A 16,960-nucleotide genomic window follows, 5' to 3' on the forward strand; every position below is an offset into this window, starting at 1 on the left:
CTCCATATTACTCCTTACCCAAACAATATATTCTAAATCAAACCATGTTTTTCGAAGCTTAAATACAATCCATCTTCATCAACCGATTTAGTAACTTCATCAGCAAGGTTTTTCAACTCTTCTTTAGCATTTCCCATCGCAATACCTGTTTCGCAATACGTAAGCATTTCTGCATCATTCATGCCATCGCCAATAGCCATAGTATCTTTTTTGTCCGCACCAATATGTTCTAACAGAAACTCAATTGCTGTTGCTTTATGAATATCTGGAACCATCAATTCCCCACTGTCTTCTCCAAAAATTGGAACCGTACAATGTAAGACTTCAAATTTACCACTAAATTCTTTTTTAATTTCTTCAAATGGTACATCTTTGTTTTCTAAAAAACATGCTTTATTAACATCTGAGCGGTAAAGGTTCGTTTCACCGTAAGTTAAACTTTCCATAAACGGATGTGGGTTATTAATTTTTTTCTCACGTGCTATTGGATCATTTTCCACATCGCCGTAAACTAAATTATCTAAGTGGGCTTCTAAGTTTTCACTAGCAAACAACCCACCATTTGATTCCAAATAAAAATCTAAATTCTTTTCATGGAAAAAATCAACCATATGAACGACATCAGCATCTGATACTTTTTTATGATAAATAGTTTCATTGTCTACTTCGATATAACCCCCACCAGCACCAATAATTCCATCAAATCCAATGGATAAAATTGATTCATAAAGCTCTGGTTTGGACCGACCAGTACATAAATAAACTTGATGCCCATTACTTCTTGCTTTTATTATTGCTTCTCTTGCCGATTCTGGTACAAGCCCATCATCACTCACTAGTGTGCCATCTACGTCTACAAATACTATTTTTTTCGTCATGTAATACCTCTTTTCGTCTGTTAATAGTTTAATTATAGCATTTCTTTCATAGGAAGGCGTTCAATTATATAACAAAAAAACATCGAATAGTAAAAACTGTTACCATTCGATGTTTTTTATTTTATTTTAAAACTGGCCAAAATGCTTTGTTTTCAATAATCATTTCATCCAACACTTTTTTAGCTACTGTTGCATTTGGAACTGATTGATTAAGTGTAAATGCTTGTAATGCTTTTTGATAAGAATTTTCAAAGTAAGCATCTACGAGTAATTTTTCTGCTGCAACTTGTGCTTCCATTAAGCCCTTATGGAAATCTCCAATCGCAGGTAAGGCAATAGCTTCTACACCGGTCGCCCCAACATAAGCTGGCACTTCAACAACCGCATCACTGCGTAAATTTGGAATAGAACCTTTATTTTCAACTATCAACATAAAGCGACTTTTCTCGTCATTTAATAGAGACGTAGCAATATCAACAATATATAAACCATGCACGCCAAAGTAGAAATCAAGCACATCTTCTTTTTCTTTATTACGGATTTTATCGGCCATTTCTTGAGTTTTTTGCTCGCGACCGTCCATTACTGTGTTAGCACGCGTATAGTTTGGATCTGCATAATCTACGTACATATCCGGATACAAATAATATTCTAAATAATTATTTGGTAAGTTATCTGGGAAGTTTTGCACCATGAAGCGAATCATATTAAATGCGCGGTTCCAACTTGGATCTTCTTCTTTAATTTCTTGAACTTTTAATTTCTCTAAAAGCTCTGGCATAATATCACGTTTCAATGATTTATCATAAATTTTTGTATACCAACCAAAGTGATTCAAACCGTAGTAAGTTGCAACCCAATTATCGCGGTCATATCCGTAATTTTTCGCTAGCGTGTCTTCAATACCAATTGTCATATCACAAACATTAATCATTCGAATGCCCGGGAATTGTCTACGTACCGCTTCAGAAATAATTGTTTCCGGATTCGTATAATTTAAAATCCAAGCTTCTGGAGCGTATTTTTGAATAAAGCCAACTAATTCTAAAAGTGGGCCAATGCTGCGAAGTCCATATGAAAATCCGCCAAGTCCACATGTTTCTTGGCCGACTAAGCCATGTTTAAGTGGGATTTTCTCATCTTTTTCACGCATTTTAAGTCCACCAACACGAATTTGTGAGAAGATAAAATTAGCGCCAGTAAAGGCTTCTTCTGGGTTTGTTGTCTGAACTAGCTTAATACTTGAAAAGCCTTGTTGTTCTAGCATATATTGCAGAATTAGAAACATGTTTTCATTTCTAGATGCTTCAATATCGTATAAACGGATTTCACTTACTGGAAGTCTTTCTTGTCCATTAAGCACTGCTTGAATAATTCCTGGCGTATAAGTACTTCCACCACCGGCGATAGTAATAATTTGTTTTTGCATGCCTTTCACTCCTTAAAAAACTTACTCATTATTGTTATAAATAGTTTGTAATAACTCCACGCATTCACGATAAGTGCTACATTTGCTTATTTGTTCTACATACGATTTATTAGAAGCTATTAACGATAAAAAATCATTGATTAATGGCGCTTCCGTTCCGTCTAATTCTTCAATCATTGGAATCATAATTAGACTAACCTTGTGATTATCCCAGGTAATTGGCTTTTTCATAATGCAAATAAAAATACCACTTTTAATCGCAACATTTTTAATTGGATGAGGTAAAGCAATCCCGGTTGGTATAGCCGTTGAAAATAACTGTTCCCGGCTAAATAATTTTTCTGTAAAACTAGTTGGTACATATCCTTTACTTATACAATATTCACTTAAAAAATCAATTGCATTATATTTCTGATCATATTCATAATTGGTCAAAAATAAATCTTCATGTAAATATTTCTCTTTAATATAAGCAAATTTTTTCATTTTATTAGCTTCTATCGTTGCCGAAAGCTGTTTTTTTATTGTTACTTCTTCAATTAAACCGATATTGTTGGATAAGACAATACACGGGGCTTCCGCGGGCAAATCGATTTTTTTAGTAGAAATACACAAATCAACATCTACATTTTCTGATAGTAGTAATTGACACTGTGTATTATCGGTAATCTCTATAACTTCTACGTTTACAGGTCGTAGTACTTCTGCTAATTGCTCTCGTAAGTAATACATCGCAGCTTTACCTTCTAGAACAATGAGTGCAATCCGCACCACTTGGTTAAGTTGATGTTTAGCTTCTATTTTGCGGTAGTATTGGTATAAATACATTACGAGTAGAATAATTTCTTCTTGATTGAGAATTACTCCTAGGCGTTCTAATAACTTTTCTCCGATGAAAATGGCAATATCTAGTAAGTAACTGTACTGCTGCGTGATGATATGTGTCACTTGATTTTTAATGACAATACCTCTTTTAGCCCTCTCAAGTGCGATAAAAATATGTTTTGTCATATCGCTAGTTACTTCTAAATCTGTTGTAAAATCTATGAGATAAACGTGCTTAATTTCTTCAAGAATTAGTAAAATTTCTTGATAAAGTTCGCCTTCTAAAACCATTTTCGTAGTGACTTGATTTTCAAAATTGTTCATCGCAACAATTTTTTCATATTCAGTCAAAATAAATTGTTTCATTTCAGCAGAAATCCCATAACCCGCTTCCTGCTCTATCGCATCAAAGAGCTCTCTTAAAAACGGGTTATCGATTTCTGTAACAGTTGATTGTTCTGGATGTTTTTTTAAGAAGCCACTGCTATAAATTATTTGCGTTAGTAAGATTGTTTCATCAAAATACTTTAAAACAATCTTATGTTTATTGATTATTTTTGATAATATTTGGTGGATTTTTTCATTATTAATTTCTGGAAAACAATTGGTGATTAAAATCGTTTTTAGCGACTCATCTAGCTTTGCGATACGGTTTAATAATTCCATTTTCGTAGTTGGTGTGGCACTTATAGCATAAATACCGTCACTAGAATGAATGACTACATCTAAACCTAATAATTGTTCAAAGTAGCCCCGCAGCCACTGAATATCACGTTGGATGGTAGATTCTGATGTGTATGTTTCGGTTGCATATTCATATATGTCTACTCCATCATCTACAAGTAATTTCTTAATTAATTGCGCCATCCGGTTTTGTTCAAATCCAGCTTCTTCCTCAACGTCAACCGGAAAAGGTTTTTCCATATTATAGGCATATCCTAACTTTTTAGAAGTAAAGATAAAGTCCTCTCCTATATTTTCTTTAATAACACGTATATCATTTCTAATTGTCCGGTCACTTATTTGGAATAAATCCGCTAATTTTTTCCCAAGTAACCAATTATTCTCATTATACAGCGTGCTTAAAATATTTTTTTGACGTTGATTAAGCATTTTTAATCACCTATTTCATTTTTTTGGAATATCATGATAGGAAATTAATTCTACATTATTTTCGTTTAAAAACTGGCGCATTCTCGGTGAAATTAAACTTTCTAATTCATTCGCGCGTGGCGTAGAGAATGTTGAATTTTCCAGAATAAAAGTATCTAGATAACCAGGATGTGTCATGATTTCAACATAATCATAACACAAAATAGAAGCTGCATTGTCATAAATATAGTCTAAGTTATCATATGCACCGTACGGGATTTCAAGCGGCTTTTCCCACATAAATTCGACATGTTCAAAACCTTTTGTATCATGATTTCTAAGTGGTATCCCAATTTCTTCTGCTAGCCTTTTCGCGGCACTCGTAACGGCTGGATAAATATCTGTTGAAAATAAATGGCTATCCAAGTGGCTTGGCTTTTTCTTCATAAACTCCGTAAAACGATGATATTGTGCTTTAAACTCTTGGTAAACCTCTTCTTCGTTGTAAGGATATTCAGGAGTAGTAAATTTAGGCTTTATTAATTCGCCGTCTTCATTCACTAAAGTTGCTCCATTTGTTAGAGGTTTACCAAGCGTCAAATTAAGATGCAAGCCAATTCCGAGCATTGGTGTTTTTTTAGATAACTCTACCGCATGTTCAAAAGCTGGCATAGTAACCATTAACGTTGTAGAAGTTAATACACCTAAATTATGCGCATCAATAATTCCATAATTGATAGCTCTTGTGAACCCAAAGTCATCTGCGTTGATAATTAGCTTCATAGCTTTTCTCTCCTTACTTTTCATCTAAACGCTTATAAAGATTAAGCACGGATTTAACTAAGTCAGAGTATACAAAAGCATTCATTAGATGATCTTGTGCGTGAATCAGCAGTAAAGAAAGTTCTTTAGAGCTACCGTTTGCTTCTTCTTGAATCAAAGACGTTTGAACATGATGTGCTTCTCTTAAAGATTGATTTGCTTGCTCGATACATGCTTCTGCTTCTGCAAATTCACTTTTTTCAGCGTGTTGAACGGCTTTTAGAAACAAGGAAGACGCATCTCCTGCACTTGATATTATTTTAAAAGATTGTAATTCAGTGCCTTCCATTAGTTTCCCTCCGTCGTAAATGTATTCGTTCCAGCTTCTTTAATTTTTTTAAATGCAGCAATAAGAATTGGTACTGCATTCATATTGCCATAATCTTCTTTATCAATTACTTCTACAGGAACTTTTAGCCCGCGTTCTGTTGTAGCTTCTATTACTTGTTCATATGCCATTGATAATTGCGGTCCGAGTAAAACAATAGACACGTTATCTAGGTGATCAGAATATTCATCTTTCCCCCAAGCTTCAATTGTAATTCCTTTATTCTTAAACTTTTCTGATGCCGCAATAGCCTCTTCCATCTTTTTCACTAAAATGGAGGTGGATAATCCGCCAAAACATACTAACATAATTTTCATGTCTATCGTCCTTTCATACTAAAAATCAAAATCATCTAGACTAGCTTCTTGGTCCCCGCTATTTTCTTGTACAAGCGCTTCTTTTTCAGCAATTTTAAAGAATGGATAGTAAATAAGCGCTGAACAAATCAGGATAAGGCCAAGTACAATAATGTATCTCCAGTCAAAAGATGCAACAATGGCACCGATTGGAACTGGTACATATGGAGAAACCATCGTAAATGGATTCATAAGACCTAGCTTGATTGAGAACCAACCAATTAATGCTGCAATTTGTGGCGCAACCATCATTGGAATAAAGAATCTCGGGTTTAAAACAATCGGAACACCAAACATTACAGGTTCATTAATACTGAAAAATGTTGGAATTAATGCCAATCTTCCAAGCGTCTTATAACGTTTAGATTTAGAGAACATCATAATAACAACGAGCGCGCCTGTTACTCCTGCTCCTGTTACCCCAACGATACTCCACATAAAGTCTGGAGTGAAAATAAGCATGGAAGAAAGTGGCTCACCTTTTGCAAGTGCTGCTGCATTCGCGTCTACGTTTTGGAAAGCTACACTTAACCAAACCGGCGCCATTACAGAATATCCGTGAATACCAAACCACCATAATAATTGTTGGATAAAGATAATCAACATAATTCCAGGTAGCGTGTTTACAAGCGAAGTCAGTGGTGAGAATAACGTTTGAATAAGCTCAACTACGCGAATACCGCTAAGTGATTCAACCCCAAAGCTTAAAATCGCTACGATTAAAACCGAGAATAAAATCGGCCATAAATTTTCAAAAGATCGTAAAATCGGCGTTGGAACACCCTGACCTAAATTAATCGTGAATTTCAATTTATTTTTAAAAATGTGTAGAATTTCTACAGATAATAAACTAATTACTAAAGCTACAAAAATACCTTCGCCGGCAAGATAAGTTACATCACTTCCGCCAGCTTCAAGTGGTCTTACTGCTACTACAACAAAACTCATTAAGGCTGTTACAATCGCCCCAATATCCCACAAATTGCGTTCTTTTGCATAATAATATGCTACGAAAATCGCTACATAGACAGACATCAAGCCAAAGGTAGCAAAATGAATCGGGGAGGTAATGTTATTAATATATTCAGCAACAGCAGCAATCCAACTAGGTAGTTTTGGGATTCCTCCTAATTGCTGGAACAATACCGGGACTGCACCAACTAAAGTTATTGGAACAAGTGCCATCATTCCTTGACGTATTGCCTTCATCTGGGTGTTACTTTCTAATACTTTTGCAAATGGTAATAGCCATTTTGACAGAAATCGTTCTAATGCTTTCATTAATTTTCATTTCCTTTCACTAAGCTGTTATACGTTCATGATAGCGCATACAAAAACACCTCACAATTAATCTTATTTCCTAAGCATAGGAAATCCTTTTTAATACAAAAAAATCCCTATAAAGTAATTGCTACTTTATAGGGATTTCGCTATTTTAGTTTTCTAAAGCCATTAATTTTTGATTATCATCAAGTGCTGATTCATGTGCATCATGGCGTTTTTTCAAGTGACTCATGGATAGATATAGTAAACCGATACATGCGATCATGATGATTGTAAGAACGAGCATTGACATACTATATACATTTGGTCCCATACCCGCTGCCAGTGACTCTCTAAAGGCATAAATCGAATAAGTCATTGGTAAGAACGGATGGATTAAATTGAAGAACCATCCAGTAAGTGGCATTGGGAATGTTCCGCCTGAACCCGCTAATTGAACAATGAGTAATACCATCGCGATAAATCGACCTGGATTATCAAATGTCATTGCAAGAAGCATGATAAGGAACATGTAAGCAAGAGCTGTAATAATCGCTGTTCCAAAGAACTCAACGATATTATCTGGTCTTAATCCTAACGCTATCATGATGCCACCTTCTAGAAGAGCCATCGCAACTGCTGCGACAAAACCAAGTGATAGTTTACTTAACCACCATTTGTAAGCTGGTTGACCTTCCATTGAAACACGTCTAATTGGCATAATGAAGTTAAATACAAGTGCGCCAACATATAGAGCAAGTGACAATACATATGGTGCTAATGCGTGACCGTAATTACTTACGTGCGTATATTCATTATGTGCGAGTTTTGTTGGAGCAGCAATCATATTAAATGTTTTGTCTGTTGCTTTAGTATCTTTCACTTGTTGCGCACCATCTGCAAGTTTATCCGTTAATTCTGTGCTACCGTCTGTTAATTTAGTTAGTCCATCACCTAATTGGAAGGAACCGTTCGCTAGTTTAGAAGAACCATCAGCAATTTTAGAAGATCCGTCTGCTAGTTGTCCTACGCCTGAAACTAGTTTAGGTGAGTTAGCTGATAATTGGTTTAAACCGCCTGCTAATTGGCTTGAACCAGCTTGTAGTTGATTTACGCCACCTGCAAGTGTTGGAACTTTTGCAGCTAATTGGTTTGTTCCACCTTGTAACTCTTTTGCACCTGAACGTAATGCGTCTGAATTGCTTGCAAGTTTATTACTTCCATCATTTAACTGACTTAAGCCGTTTTCCATATTTGAACTACCGGCAGCAAGTTGTCCTACGCCTGAAGTTAAAGTTGGGATTTGGTTATTAAGTTCATTTGTTCCTGCAACTAATTTTGCATTGCCGGCTTGTGCTGATTTTAGTCCAGCTGTTAATTGGTTCGCACCGCCAAGTAGAGTTTGACTACCTGAGCCATTAATTGCTTGGTGAATACTGTTAAATGCTTCGTTTGTTCCACCGTGAACTGCTTGATAACCAGCGGAAATTTTCGCTACACCAGTTTGTAATTCAGTTACTTGTGTTTGAATTGCCGCTAAATCAAGACCTGATAAGCCGCTTTGTAGTTTTTCTACAGTCGCTACTTGAGTGGCAGATTTTTGTGATTCTTTGTCTAAATCAGCTTGAATTGCATCAATAATTTTTTGTTTATCTTCTGCGCTCACACCGTTTGTTGCATTAATTTTTGCTTTAATTGCTTCGGCATCGAAGTTCGCATTGGATTTAATAAAAGTTAAACCATTTTGTAAATCAGTTAAGCTTTTTTGAAGAGCTTGTAGTTGTTTAGCGAGTGCTGCATCTTCACCGTTTACGTTTTGATTTAATTGGTCGATTCCTTGTTGTAAATCATTCATACCTTGTTTTAATTGAGCTATTTTACCTTGGCTATTAGTTAAATTACCATCTAGTTCTTTTAATCCTGCTGAAAGTTTATTACTACCATCAACTAGTGAATTTAAGCCAGTTGCCAGGCTTTTTTGACCGTTGTTTAATTGCGTTACACCAGATGCAAGAGCTGGTACGCTGCCATTCATTTTGTTTAAACCATCAGATAGGGCAGTAGAACCATTGTATGCTTGGTTAATTCCACCAGAAAGTGTATCTACGCCTGATGTATAAGTCGAAACTCCGCTTGATAATTTTGTTGCTCCACCGTCAAGTGCAGCCACACCGTCTTTAAGTGGTCCTACACCAGCAGCAAGCGTTGAAACACCAGCATTTAGTTTATCGCCACCAGCGGCCGCAGTGTTCACGCCATCTGTGTAAGTTTTTAAACCAACTTCTAACGTATTAGCGCCATCTTTGAACGTTAAAGAGCTATCTGCGAGCGTTTTTAAATTAGTAGAAATCGTTTTATTACCTTCTTGTGATTTCACGAGACCATCTTTAATTTTTCCAGAGCCATCAGCGGCTTGGGCGAACCCGTCACCAGACTCTTTAATTTTATCAAAAATTGCTTCCGCGTATGATTTTGTTACTTCGGCGGAAACCTCGCTTTTCAGTTGTTTGGCTCCTTGTTCACTCACGACTTGACCTAAATAGTTAAGCGAGCCGTTTGTTTTATAGGATAATTCCATTTTTTTCGGATCTTTATCTAAAACGGATGCTGCATTTTTAGAGAAATCTTTTGGAATTGTGACAACCATATAATATTTGCCATCTTTTAAGCCTTGTTCAGCGTCTTCTTTGGAAAGGAAATTCCAATCAAGTTCTTTGTTGCTTTTCAGTTTGGTTACTAACTGATCACCAACATCCATTGTTTGGCCGTTATAATCAACCGGTTTATCATTGTTAACTACCGCTACTGGTAAATCCCCTGTTTTGCCGTACGGATCCCAGACGGATTTTAAGAAAAAGCTTGCATATAAAAGTGGAATAAACAGAATAACTACAAATGATAAAAGTAGTATTTTGTTTTTAAATAATTTTTTCCACTCATTTTTTACCATATCCATTTTATTACCGCACTTCTTTCTTTTAAAGATTTATTACGCTTCGTTCCAATCTATGATAGTGGTTCGTTCTTTCCCAATAACTTGCTCTACTAAAACAGATAATTTTTGTGAGTATAAATAATTAGCGTATTCTTTATCAGCGTTTCTAAAAGCACTTGTAATGGTGTGAATACCGGACTCGGCAAATTCATGATAGTCAGAGAAAACAGTGTGGATTAAGTCTGAATCTGGGTATGTATCGATTTTCCCTTCCACTGCTTCTACAATGTCCAGCAAATTAATTTCTTCAGGGTCTTTAGCAAGCGTGAAACCACCGTTATTACCCGAAACTGAATTAATCAGCCCGCTAACGACTAGCTTCCTCAAAATTTTACTAATATAAGACGGCGACGAATCACGCAATCGGTGATGAATAGTTACGGAAGAAATGGGAACATCTACCTTCTGGGTGTACAACATCGTCATAATACAAAAAACCTGATCCATACTTTTGCTCAACTTCATAATAAAAATCCTCCCTCTTCCCATTATTACCTTTCAATATCCTTAATGGACATTTAACATCTATATACAATACACCCATTTTTTTTAAAGTGCAAGAGTTTTTTACTAAAAATGGAAAAAAATTTAATGAATGCGTTTGCCGTGAATAAAACAACCGCAAGTACTGTCTCAAAAATTTTCCTTAGCTAAGAAAAAAACTGGAATAATTTTCGAAAACAAACGTGCTAATCTTATACATGTTCCAACAAACAATGACTTAGGAGGTGCTTTTCTCGTGTTAACTGATGATGTTCCAAAAAAATCACATTTACCATTAATTAAGCATCATTCTAATTACTTATAGCTTCGTTTAGTTGTATTTTCGCAAACAAAAAATTGGGAGGTACTACACAATGTCTAAACAAGCAAAGTCTTTAACCTTATTCGGTTTTTTTGCCATTACGGCTTCGATGGTTATGACAGTTTATGAATATCCAACATTTGCCACTTCCGGCTTTCATCTCGTATTTTTCTTACTTCTTGGCGGATTTTTATGGTTCTTACCTGTCGCTTTATGTGCAGCAGAAATGGCGACAGTTGATGGATGGCAAGAAGGCGGTATTTTTTCTTGGGTCGGTAACACGCTCGGGGAACGTTTTGGTTTTGCCGCAATCTTCTTTCAGTGGTTTCAAATAACGGTCGGATTCGTGACAATGATTTACTTTATTCTCGGCGCGCTATCGTATGTATTTGATTTTCCTGCGCTCGAATCGAACCCTTTTATTAAATTTATCGGTGTTTTAATCATTTTCTGGGGCCTTACTTTTTCTCAACTAGGTGGTACGAAAAACACTGCTAAAATCGCGAAATTTGGTTTTATTATCGGTATTCTCATCCCAGCAATCATTTTATTTATCTTAGGTATTGCTTATGTTGCTGGCGGAAATCCACTTCATGTCACTTTTTCCAAAGAGGCGTTTATTCCGGATTTCTCAAAAGCTTCAACATTAGTCATCTTCGTGTCATTTATTCTCGCTTACATGGGTGTTGAAGCTTCCGCGAGCCACGTAAATGAAATGACCAATCCAAAACGCGATTATCCACTAGCAATGATTATGCTCGTTATTTTAGCCATCGCGCTAAATACAATCGGCGGCTTAACAATTTCCGCTGTTTTACCTTTAAAAGATTTATCACTTAGCTCCGGCGTCGTGCAAACATTCCAAGCATTAATTTTACATTTTGGTTCCGGCTTAGGTTGGGCAGTAAAACTGATTGCCATCATGATTGCGCTAGGTGTCATGGGTGAAGTCAGTGCATGGGTAGTTGGCCCGTCACGCGGAATGTATACTGCAGCAGAACAAGGCTTACTTCCTGAAAAAATGAAAAAAGTAAATAAACACGGAGTCCCTGTTCCACTAATTATGGTTCAAGGTGTCGTCGTTACCATTTGGGCAGCTATTCTCACATTCGGTGGCGGCGGAAATAATTTATCATTCCTAACTGCGATTTCCTTAACAGTGGTCATTTATTTAGTCGGCTATTTACTTTTTTTCATCGGTTACTTAGTACTTATTTTCAAAAAATCGAGCTTAAAACGTACCTACCAAATCCCTGGTGGCAAAATTATTAAAGTGATTGTGGCGCTAATCGGCTTAGTAACATCTATTTTCGCTTTATGTATCTCATTTGTTCCACCAGCATCAATCGCCGCAAAAAGCGACACGACATACATGGTGATCTTATCAATCAGCTTTATCGTCACCGTACTAATTCCATTCATCATCTATGCTGTGCACGATAAAAAAGACATCTCACCGAAAGATATTACTCACTTAGACTCAAGCGACATCAATAAATTCACCCACCCAAGAGCTCGCGGCGAACACATTATTAATCCTGATGATAAACATATTATGAAGCAAGACAAATTATAGGAGGAAAAAATCATGTTATATAGTAAAGAAAATAAAGAAAGTTATTTAGAACCAGTTTTCGGATCAAGTGCAGAGGATCGTGATATTCCTAAATATACCCTTGCGAAAGAACCTCTCGAACCTCGAATTGCTTATCGTTTAGTAAAAGACGAACTTTTAGATGAAGGTTCCGCCCGCCAAAACCTAGCGACTTTCTGCCAAACATATATGGAAGACGAAGCAACCAAATTAATGTCCGAAACCTTAGAAAAAAATGCGATTGATAAATCAGAATATCCGCGAACAGCTGAACTAGAAAATCGTTGCGTGAATATTATCGCCGACCTATGGCATGCACCTAAAGACCAAAAATTTATGGGAACTTCCACAATCGGCTCTAGTGAAGCGTGTATGCTCGGCGGAATGGCGATGAAATTTGCTTGGAGAAAACGCGCCGAAAAACTCGGTCTAGATATTTATGCAAAAAAACCAAATCTAGTTATCTCATCCGGCTACCAAGTGTGTTGGGAAAAATTCTGTGTCTACTGGGATATCGATATGCGTGTTGTTCCAATGGATAAAGACCACATGCAACTCAATACCGACCAAGTACTTGATTACGTAGACGAATATACAATCGGGGTTGTCGGCATCCTCGGCATTACTTATACAGGCCGCTACGACGACATCTTCGCACTTAACGAAAAATTAGAAGAATATAATAGCAAAACAGATTATAAAGTTTACATTCACGTTGACGCAGCAAGTGGCGGTTTCTTCACTCCATTTGTAGAACCTGACATCATCTGGGACTTCCGTTTGAAAAACGTTATCTCCATTAATACTTCCGGTCACAAATACGGTCTCGTTTATCCAGGTATCGGTTGGGTCTTGTGGAAAGATGAAAGCTACTTACCAGAAGAACTCATCTTTAAAGTCAGCTATCTTGGCGGAGAGATGCCAACCATGCAAATCAATTTCTCCCGTAGCGCCAGTCACATCATCGGCCAATACTACAATTTCTTACGCTATGGCTTCGAAGGCTATCGCACCATTCACCAAAAAACAAGCGACGTCGCCCAATACCTTGCCCACGCAGTCGAACAAACCGGCTACTTCGACATTTATAACGACGGCTCCCATTTACCAATCGTCTGCTATAAATTAAAAGACGATGCTAACGTAAAATGGACATTATATGATTTAGCGGACCGCCTCCAAATGCGCGGCTGGCAAGTTCCCGCATACCCACTACCAAAAAACTTAGAAAACATCATCATCCAACGTTACGTCTGCCGCGCTGACCTTGGTTTCAACATGGCAGAAGAATTTATCCAAGACTTCCAAGCTTCTATTGAAGAACTAAATAGCGCCCATATCCTCTTCCACGATACCCAACAATCCGGCGTTCACGGTTTTACACATTAATAAAAAGGCTAGCCTCTCAAATAGGCTAGCCTTTTTTCATGTTCTTTTCTTCTAAGCGACTGAATCGCATTTTCAACATCTATTAAATCACGGTCAAAAAACGCCAGCGAAACCGGAATAACAGTCACTTGCACCGCCTCTTTCAATTCCATTTCGCAGTTCGGGTGACAAAGTACAATCGTCGGCTCATCTATTTCCGCCAAAACCTCATTTAACTCCCTCGTCGAATTAAACATCGTCTCATGCACCTTCACCTTCCGCCCAAGTTCCTGCTCCACCTGAAACTTACACGACTCAAAATTAATCAAATTAAACGAGAAAATACAGATTTGAACTGGATTATTCCATTTATAAATAAGCGGATATAAGTGAATCGTCAAATAATTAATATGCGAGTCAATTAACATTGCACGATGCCCACTAATTTCATTCCAACGCTCAAGCACATTTTTCACTACCAAATAAAGCGGCTGATATTTTTTATCCAACAACCGTTCATTACTCGGAATAAGACCTTGCAAATTAAATAACGTCTTCTTCAAAAAATAACAAAGAGCTGCCCGAAATAACGAGTGATTAACCACTTCTGACCCAAAATACTCCTCAAACAAATCTATTAAAGACTGTAAATCAGCATCTTTCAATATCAATTCATTAAATTGCTCCAATTCCACCTTTTTCATAGAAGCATCAATAATACTGAAATTAGTCGAATAATAAATCAACATCAAATACAAATAATCATTATAAGAAAATGCCAAGCCGAGCTCTTTTTCAAGCGTTTCTTTACTACTTTTGCGAACCATAACAAGAAACCTTGAAGACTCAATATATTTCTGGCACTGTTCATCCAAAATAATCGCACTCGTCGGAATATCCCTTTTAAAAATCATCGAAATAAGCGACCTAAAATACTCGTGACCTTCCGCATTATGCGCTAGTGCATCAATATTGATCCGTAAATTCAAAGTAGCCATAAAATCATCAATTATTTTCTTCTCATGATCCAGTAACGGATAAATACTAACACCATATTCTGCTTGAAGAAGCGCAATCAAATATCGAACCCGGTACTCCTTTCCAGTAATCCGATTATTTTTAAGAGATAAATCAATATCCCTCAGAAACTCCTCCACCTTATGTTTCAACCGATACGCATGCGAATGAGAAATAAAATATTCATCCATAAAATCGGTAAACTTGTGCTCCTCCACATTCGTAACAAAAAACGCCAAACACTTCAAAAACATCGAGTTATCATAAAGCTTATATAAAACGTGTCGCTCAGTTGCTCCGTATTGTAGCTGGCACTGATAAATCCAATCATCTACACTTTCTTTCATCTGAATACTAATTAAGCCATCCAATTCTTCATTCAACGCATGAATATCCGACCGCACCGTCACCCGAGAAGTCCCCATATATTCCGCCATTTCATCTAAATTCGTATGCTTATTCTTAAGTAGAAAATCACAAATCAAACATTTTCTCTTGATATCCTTTTCAATATAATTCGTAAGCATAGCTACCCTCTCCATGGACGATTAATAAACAATAACTTTTCCAACATTTTTCATGTTAAAACAATCACAAAATAATGTCAAAGAAATAATCATTCTCTTTTGATGAATAAATATTATCATTTTTATTTGCATTCTACTTCTACAGATAGAAAAACATCAACGTAAATTTACGTTGATGTTTTATCAATACCGGCGGCCGGGGTCGAACCGGCACGCCCTTACGGGCACAGGATTTTGAGTCCAGCGCGTCTGCCAATTCCGCCACGCCGGCGTAACAATATATTAAATTATAACTTTAAAACATTAATTATGCAAATGGAGGCGCCAACCGGATTTGAACCGGTGATAAAGGTTTTGCAGACCTCTGCCTTACCACTTGGCTATGGCGCCGCACAATATTCAACTAAAAAGCGGAAGACGGGGTTCGAACCCGCGACCCCCACCTTGGCAAGGTGATGTTCTACCGCTGAACTACTTCCGCATTAACTGGGCCAGCTGGATTCGAACCAACGCATGACGGAGTCAAAGTCCGTTGCCTTACCGCTTGGCTATGGCCCAACAATTATAATAGTTTTATAAAAACAAAAAGGGCGGATGATGGGAATCGAACCCACGAATGCCTGAACCACAATCAGGTGCGTTAACCACTTCGCCACATCCGCCATTATTTTATATATGGCAGGGGCAGTAGGAATCGAACCCACACTGGAGGTTTTGGAGACCTCAGTTCTACCTTTAAACTATGCCCCTATAATAATGGTGGAGGGGAGTGGATTCGAACCACCGAACCCGAAGGAGCGGATTTACAGTCCGCCGCGTTTAGCCACTTCGCTACCCCTCCATATTAAATAAAAGAAAAAAGTGGCTTGGGACAGAATCGAACTGCCGACACCTTGAGCTTCAATCAAGTGCTCTACCAACTGAGCTACCAAGCCATAATGGCGGTCCCGACGGGATTTGAACCCGCGATCTCCTGCGTGACAGGCAGGCATGTTAACCCCTACACCACGGAACCACTCTATTGCGGGGGCAGGATTTGAACCTACGACCTTCGGGTTATGAGCCCGACGAGCTACCAGACTGCTCCACCCCGCGACAATATTATTATAAAACTAATGGTGGAGGTTAACGGGATCGAACCGCTGACCCTCTGCTTGTAAGGCAGATGCTCTCCCAGCTGAGCTAAACCTCCATAATTACTATTCTACTCTAAAAACATGAAATTGTCTCTAATAGATTAGTAAAAAATGACCCGTACGGGAATCGAACCCGTGTTACCGCCGTGAAAGGGCGGTGTCTTAACCGCTTGACCAACGGGCCTTAGTAAGAAAATGTTACTTTATTATTACGTGTAAACGGAGAGCAAGGGATTCGAACCCTTGAGACAGCTTACACCGCCTACACGGTTTCCAACCGTGCTCCTTCGGCCACTCGGACAGCTCTCCAGAAAATGGCTCCACAGGCAGGACTCGAACCTGCGACCGATCGGTTAACAGCCGATTGCTCTACCAACTGAGCTACTGTGGAATAATAAATTGCCCGGCAGCGACCTACTCTCGCAGGGGGAAGCCCCCAACTACCATTGGCGCAGAGAAGCTTAACTACCGTGTTCGGGATGGGAACGGGTGTGACCTTCTCGCCATAACTACCAGACAATATGA

General features: G+C 37.8%; 12 protein-coding genes, 14 tRNA genes and 1 rRNA gene. 2 read left to right on the plus strand and 25 right to left on the minus strand.

The window, feature by feature from the left end; all coding sequences use genetic code 11:
* Positions 1-32: 32 nt before the first annotated feature.
* The 9 genes from AC4PG8_RS09735 to AC4PG8_RS09775 all read right to left on the minus strand — a co-directional run bounded on the left by AC4PG8_RS09735 (position 33) and on the right by AC4PG8_RS09775 (position 10,453).
* Positions 33-878 (minus strand): Cof-type HAD-IIB family hydrolase, encoded by an 846-nt coding sequence (locus tag AC4PG8_RS09735; RefSeq protein ID WP_409353955.1) that lies wholly within the window; start codon positions 876-878, stop codon positions 33-35.
* Positions 879-999: 121 nt separating this feature from the next.
* Entirely contained in the window at positions 1,000-2,307 is a 1,308-nt protein-coding gene (locus AC4PG8_RS09740; protein WP_010991200.1) for a 6-phospho-alpha-glucosidase, read from the minus strand.
* A 21-nt stretch (positions 2,308-2,328) separates the two neighbouring features.
* On the minus strand, positions 2,329-4,245 hold the full coding sequence (locus AC4PG8_RS09745) for a BglG family transcription antiterminator (RefSeq protein ID WP_492170299.1): 1,917 nt from the start codon (positions 4,243-4,245) through the stop codon (positions 2,329-2,331).
* Positions 4,246-4,260: 15 nt separating this feature from the next.
* Complete coding sequence (locus tag AC4PG8_RS09750; protein ID WP_003763710.1) at positions 4,261-5,007, minus strand: carbohydrate deacetylase; 747 nt, start codon at positions 5,005-5,007, stop codon at positions 4,261-4,263.
* A gap of 13 nt (positions 5,008-5,020) precedes the next feature.
* Complete coding sequence (locus tag AC4PG8_RS09755) at positions 5,021-5,335, minus strand: PTS sugar transporter subunit IIA (RefSeq protein ID WP_003763713.1); 315 nt, start codon at positions 5,333-5,335, stop codon at positions 5,021-5,023.
* Complete coding sequence (locus AC4PG8_RS09760) at positions 5,335-5,691, minus strand: PTS sugar transporter subunit IIB (RefSeq protein WP_003763715.1); 357 nt, start codon at positions 5,689-5,691, stop codon at positions 5,335-5,337. Before AC4PG8_RS09760 ends, AC4PG8_RS09755 begins: the two co-directional genes overlap by 1 nt.
* 18 nt (positions 5,692-5,709) lie before the next feature.
* Positions 5,710-7,011, minus strand: coding sequence for a PTS sugar transporter subunit IIC (locus AC4PG8_RS09765; RefSeq protein WP_003770072.1), 1,302 nt, complete (start codon positions 7,009-7,011; stop codon positions 5,710-5,712).
* Between the two features lie 154 nt (positions 7,012-7,165).
* A complete protein-coding gene (locus AC4PG8_RS09770) occupies positions 7,166-9,949 on the minus strand; it encodes a YhgE/Pip domain-containing protein (protein ID WP_185513260.1) in 2,784 nt (927 codons plus the stop codon).
* Between the two features lie 33 nt (positions 9,950-9,982).
* The gene (locus AC4PG8_RS09775; RefSeq protein ID WP_003723817.1) at positions 9,983-10,453 is read right to left on the minus strand and encodes an Rrf2 family transcriptional regulator; all 471 of its coding nucleotides are present in this window, start codon (positions 10,451-10,453) and stop codon (positions 9,983-9,985) included.
* 392 nt (positions 10,454-10,845) lie between these two features.
* Between AC4PG8_RS09775 and gadC the strand changes: the two genes are divergently transcribed.
* Together gadC and gad are read left to right on the plus strand one after the other, a co-directional pair.
* Positions 10,846-12,369: a glutamate/gamma-aminobutyrate antiporter gene (gadC, locus tag AC4PG8_RS09780; protein ID WP_492170300.1), complete on the plus strand. Its 1,524-nt coding sequence runs from the start codon at positions 10,846-10,848 to the stop codon at positions 12,367-12,369.
* Positions 12,370-12,381: 12 nt separating this feature from the next.
* On the plus strand, positions 12,382-13,776 hold the full coding sequence (gene gad, locus AC4PG8_RS09785) for a glutamate decarboxylase (protein WP_492170301.1): 1,395 nt from the start codon (positions 12,382-12,384) through the stop codon (positions 13,774-13,776).
* Positions 13,777-13,784: 8 nt separating this feature from the next.
* On the opposite strand, the gene AC4PG8_RS09790 is transcribed toward gad, so the two are convergent.
* The 16 genes from AC4PG8_RS09790 to rrf all read right to left on the minus strand — a co-directional run bounded on the left by AC4PG8_RS09790 (position 13,785) and on the right by rrf (position 16,952).
* Complete coding sequence (locus tag AC4PG8_RS09790; RefSeq protein WP_492170302.1) at positions 13,785-15,299, minus strand: helix-turn-helix domain-containing protein; 1,515 nt, start codon at positions 15,297-15,299, stop codon at positions 13,785-13,787.
* Between the two features lie 187 nt (positions 15,300-15,486).
* A tRNA-Leu gene (locus AC4PG8_RS09795) sits at positions 15,487-15,570 on the minus strand.
* Positions 15,571-15,615: 45 nt separating this feature from the next.
* Positions 15,616-15,689, minus strand: a tRNA-Cys gene (locus AC4PG8_RS09800).
* A 19-nt stretch (positions 15,690-15,708) separates the two neighbouring features.
* Positions 15,709-15,780: transfer RNA gene (locus AC4PG8_RS09805), tRNA-Gly, on the minus strand.
* Between the two features lie 5 nt (positions 15,781-15,785).
* Positions 15,786-15,857, minus strand: a tRNA-Gln gene (locus AC4PG8_RS09810).
* Positions 15,858-15,888: 31 nt separating this feature from the next.
* Positions 15,889-15,961 (minus strand) — tRNA-His (locus tag AC4PG8_RS09815).
* A 14-nt stretch (positions 15,962-15,975) separates the two neighbouring features.
* A tRNA-Trp gene (locus tag AC4PG8_RS09820) sits at positions 15,976-16,049 on the minus strand.
* A 7-nt stretch (positions 16,050-16,056) separates the two neighbouring features.
* A tRNA-Tyr gene (locus AC4PG8_RS09825) sits at positions 16,057-16,140 on the minus strand.
* 21 nt (positions 16,141-16,161) lie between these two features.
* Positions 16,162-16,234 (minus strand) — tRNA-Phe (locus AC4PG8_RS09830).
* Between the two features lie 4 nt (positions 16,235-16,238).
* Positions 16,239-16,314, minus strand: a tRNA-Asp gene (locus AC4PG8_RS09835).
* 6 nt (positions 16,315-16,320) lie between these two features.
* Positions 16,321-16,394 (minus strand) — tRNA-Met (locus AC4PG8_RS09840).
* Positions 16,395-16,415: 21 nt separating this feature from the next.
* Positions 16,416-16,491 (minus strand) — tRNA-Val (locus tag AC4PG8_RS09845).
* A gap of 56 nt (positions 16,492-16,547) precedes the next feature.
* Positions 16,548-16,619 (minus strand) — tRNA-Glu (locus AC4PG8_RS09850).
* 36 nt (positions 16,620-16,655) lie between these two features.
* Positions 16,656-16,744 (minus strand) — tRNA-Ser (locus AC4PG8_RS09855).
* A 6-nt stretch (positions 16,745-16,750) separates the two neighbouring features.
* Positions 16,751-16,826, minus strand: a tRNA-Asn gene (locus AC4PG8_RS09860).
* A 10-nt stretch (positions 16,827-16,836) separates the two neighbouring features.
* Positions 16,837-16,952: ribosomal RNA gene (gene rrf / locus AC4PG8_RS09865) — 5S ribosomal RNA — on the minus strand.
* Positions 16,953-16,960 lie beyond the last annotated feature (8 nt).

It is taken from the genome of Listeria sp. MAN/IMW/UF555 (genome assembly GCF_058684075.1).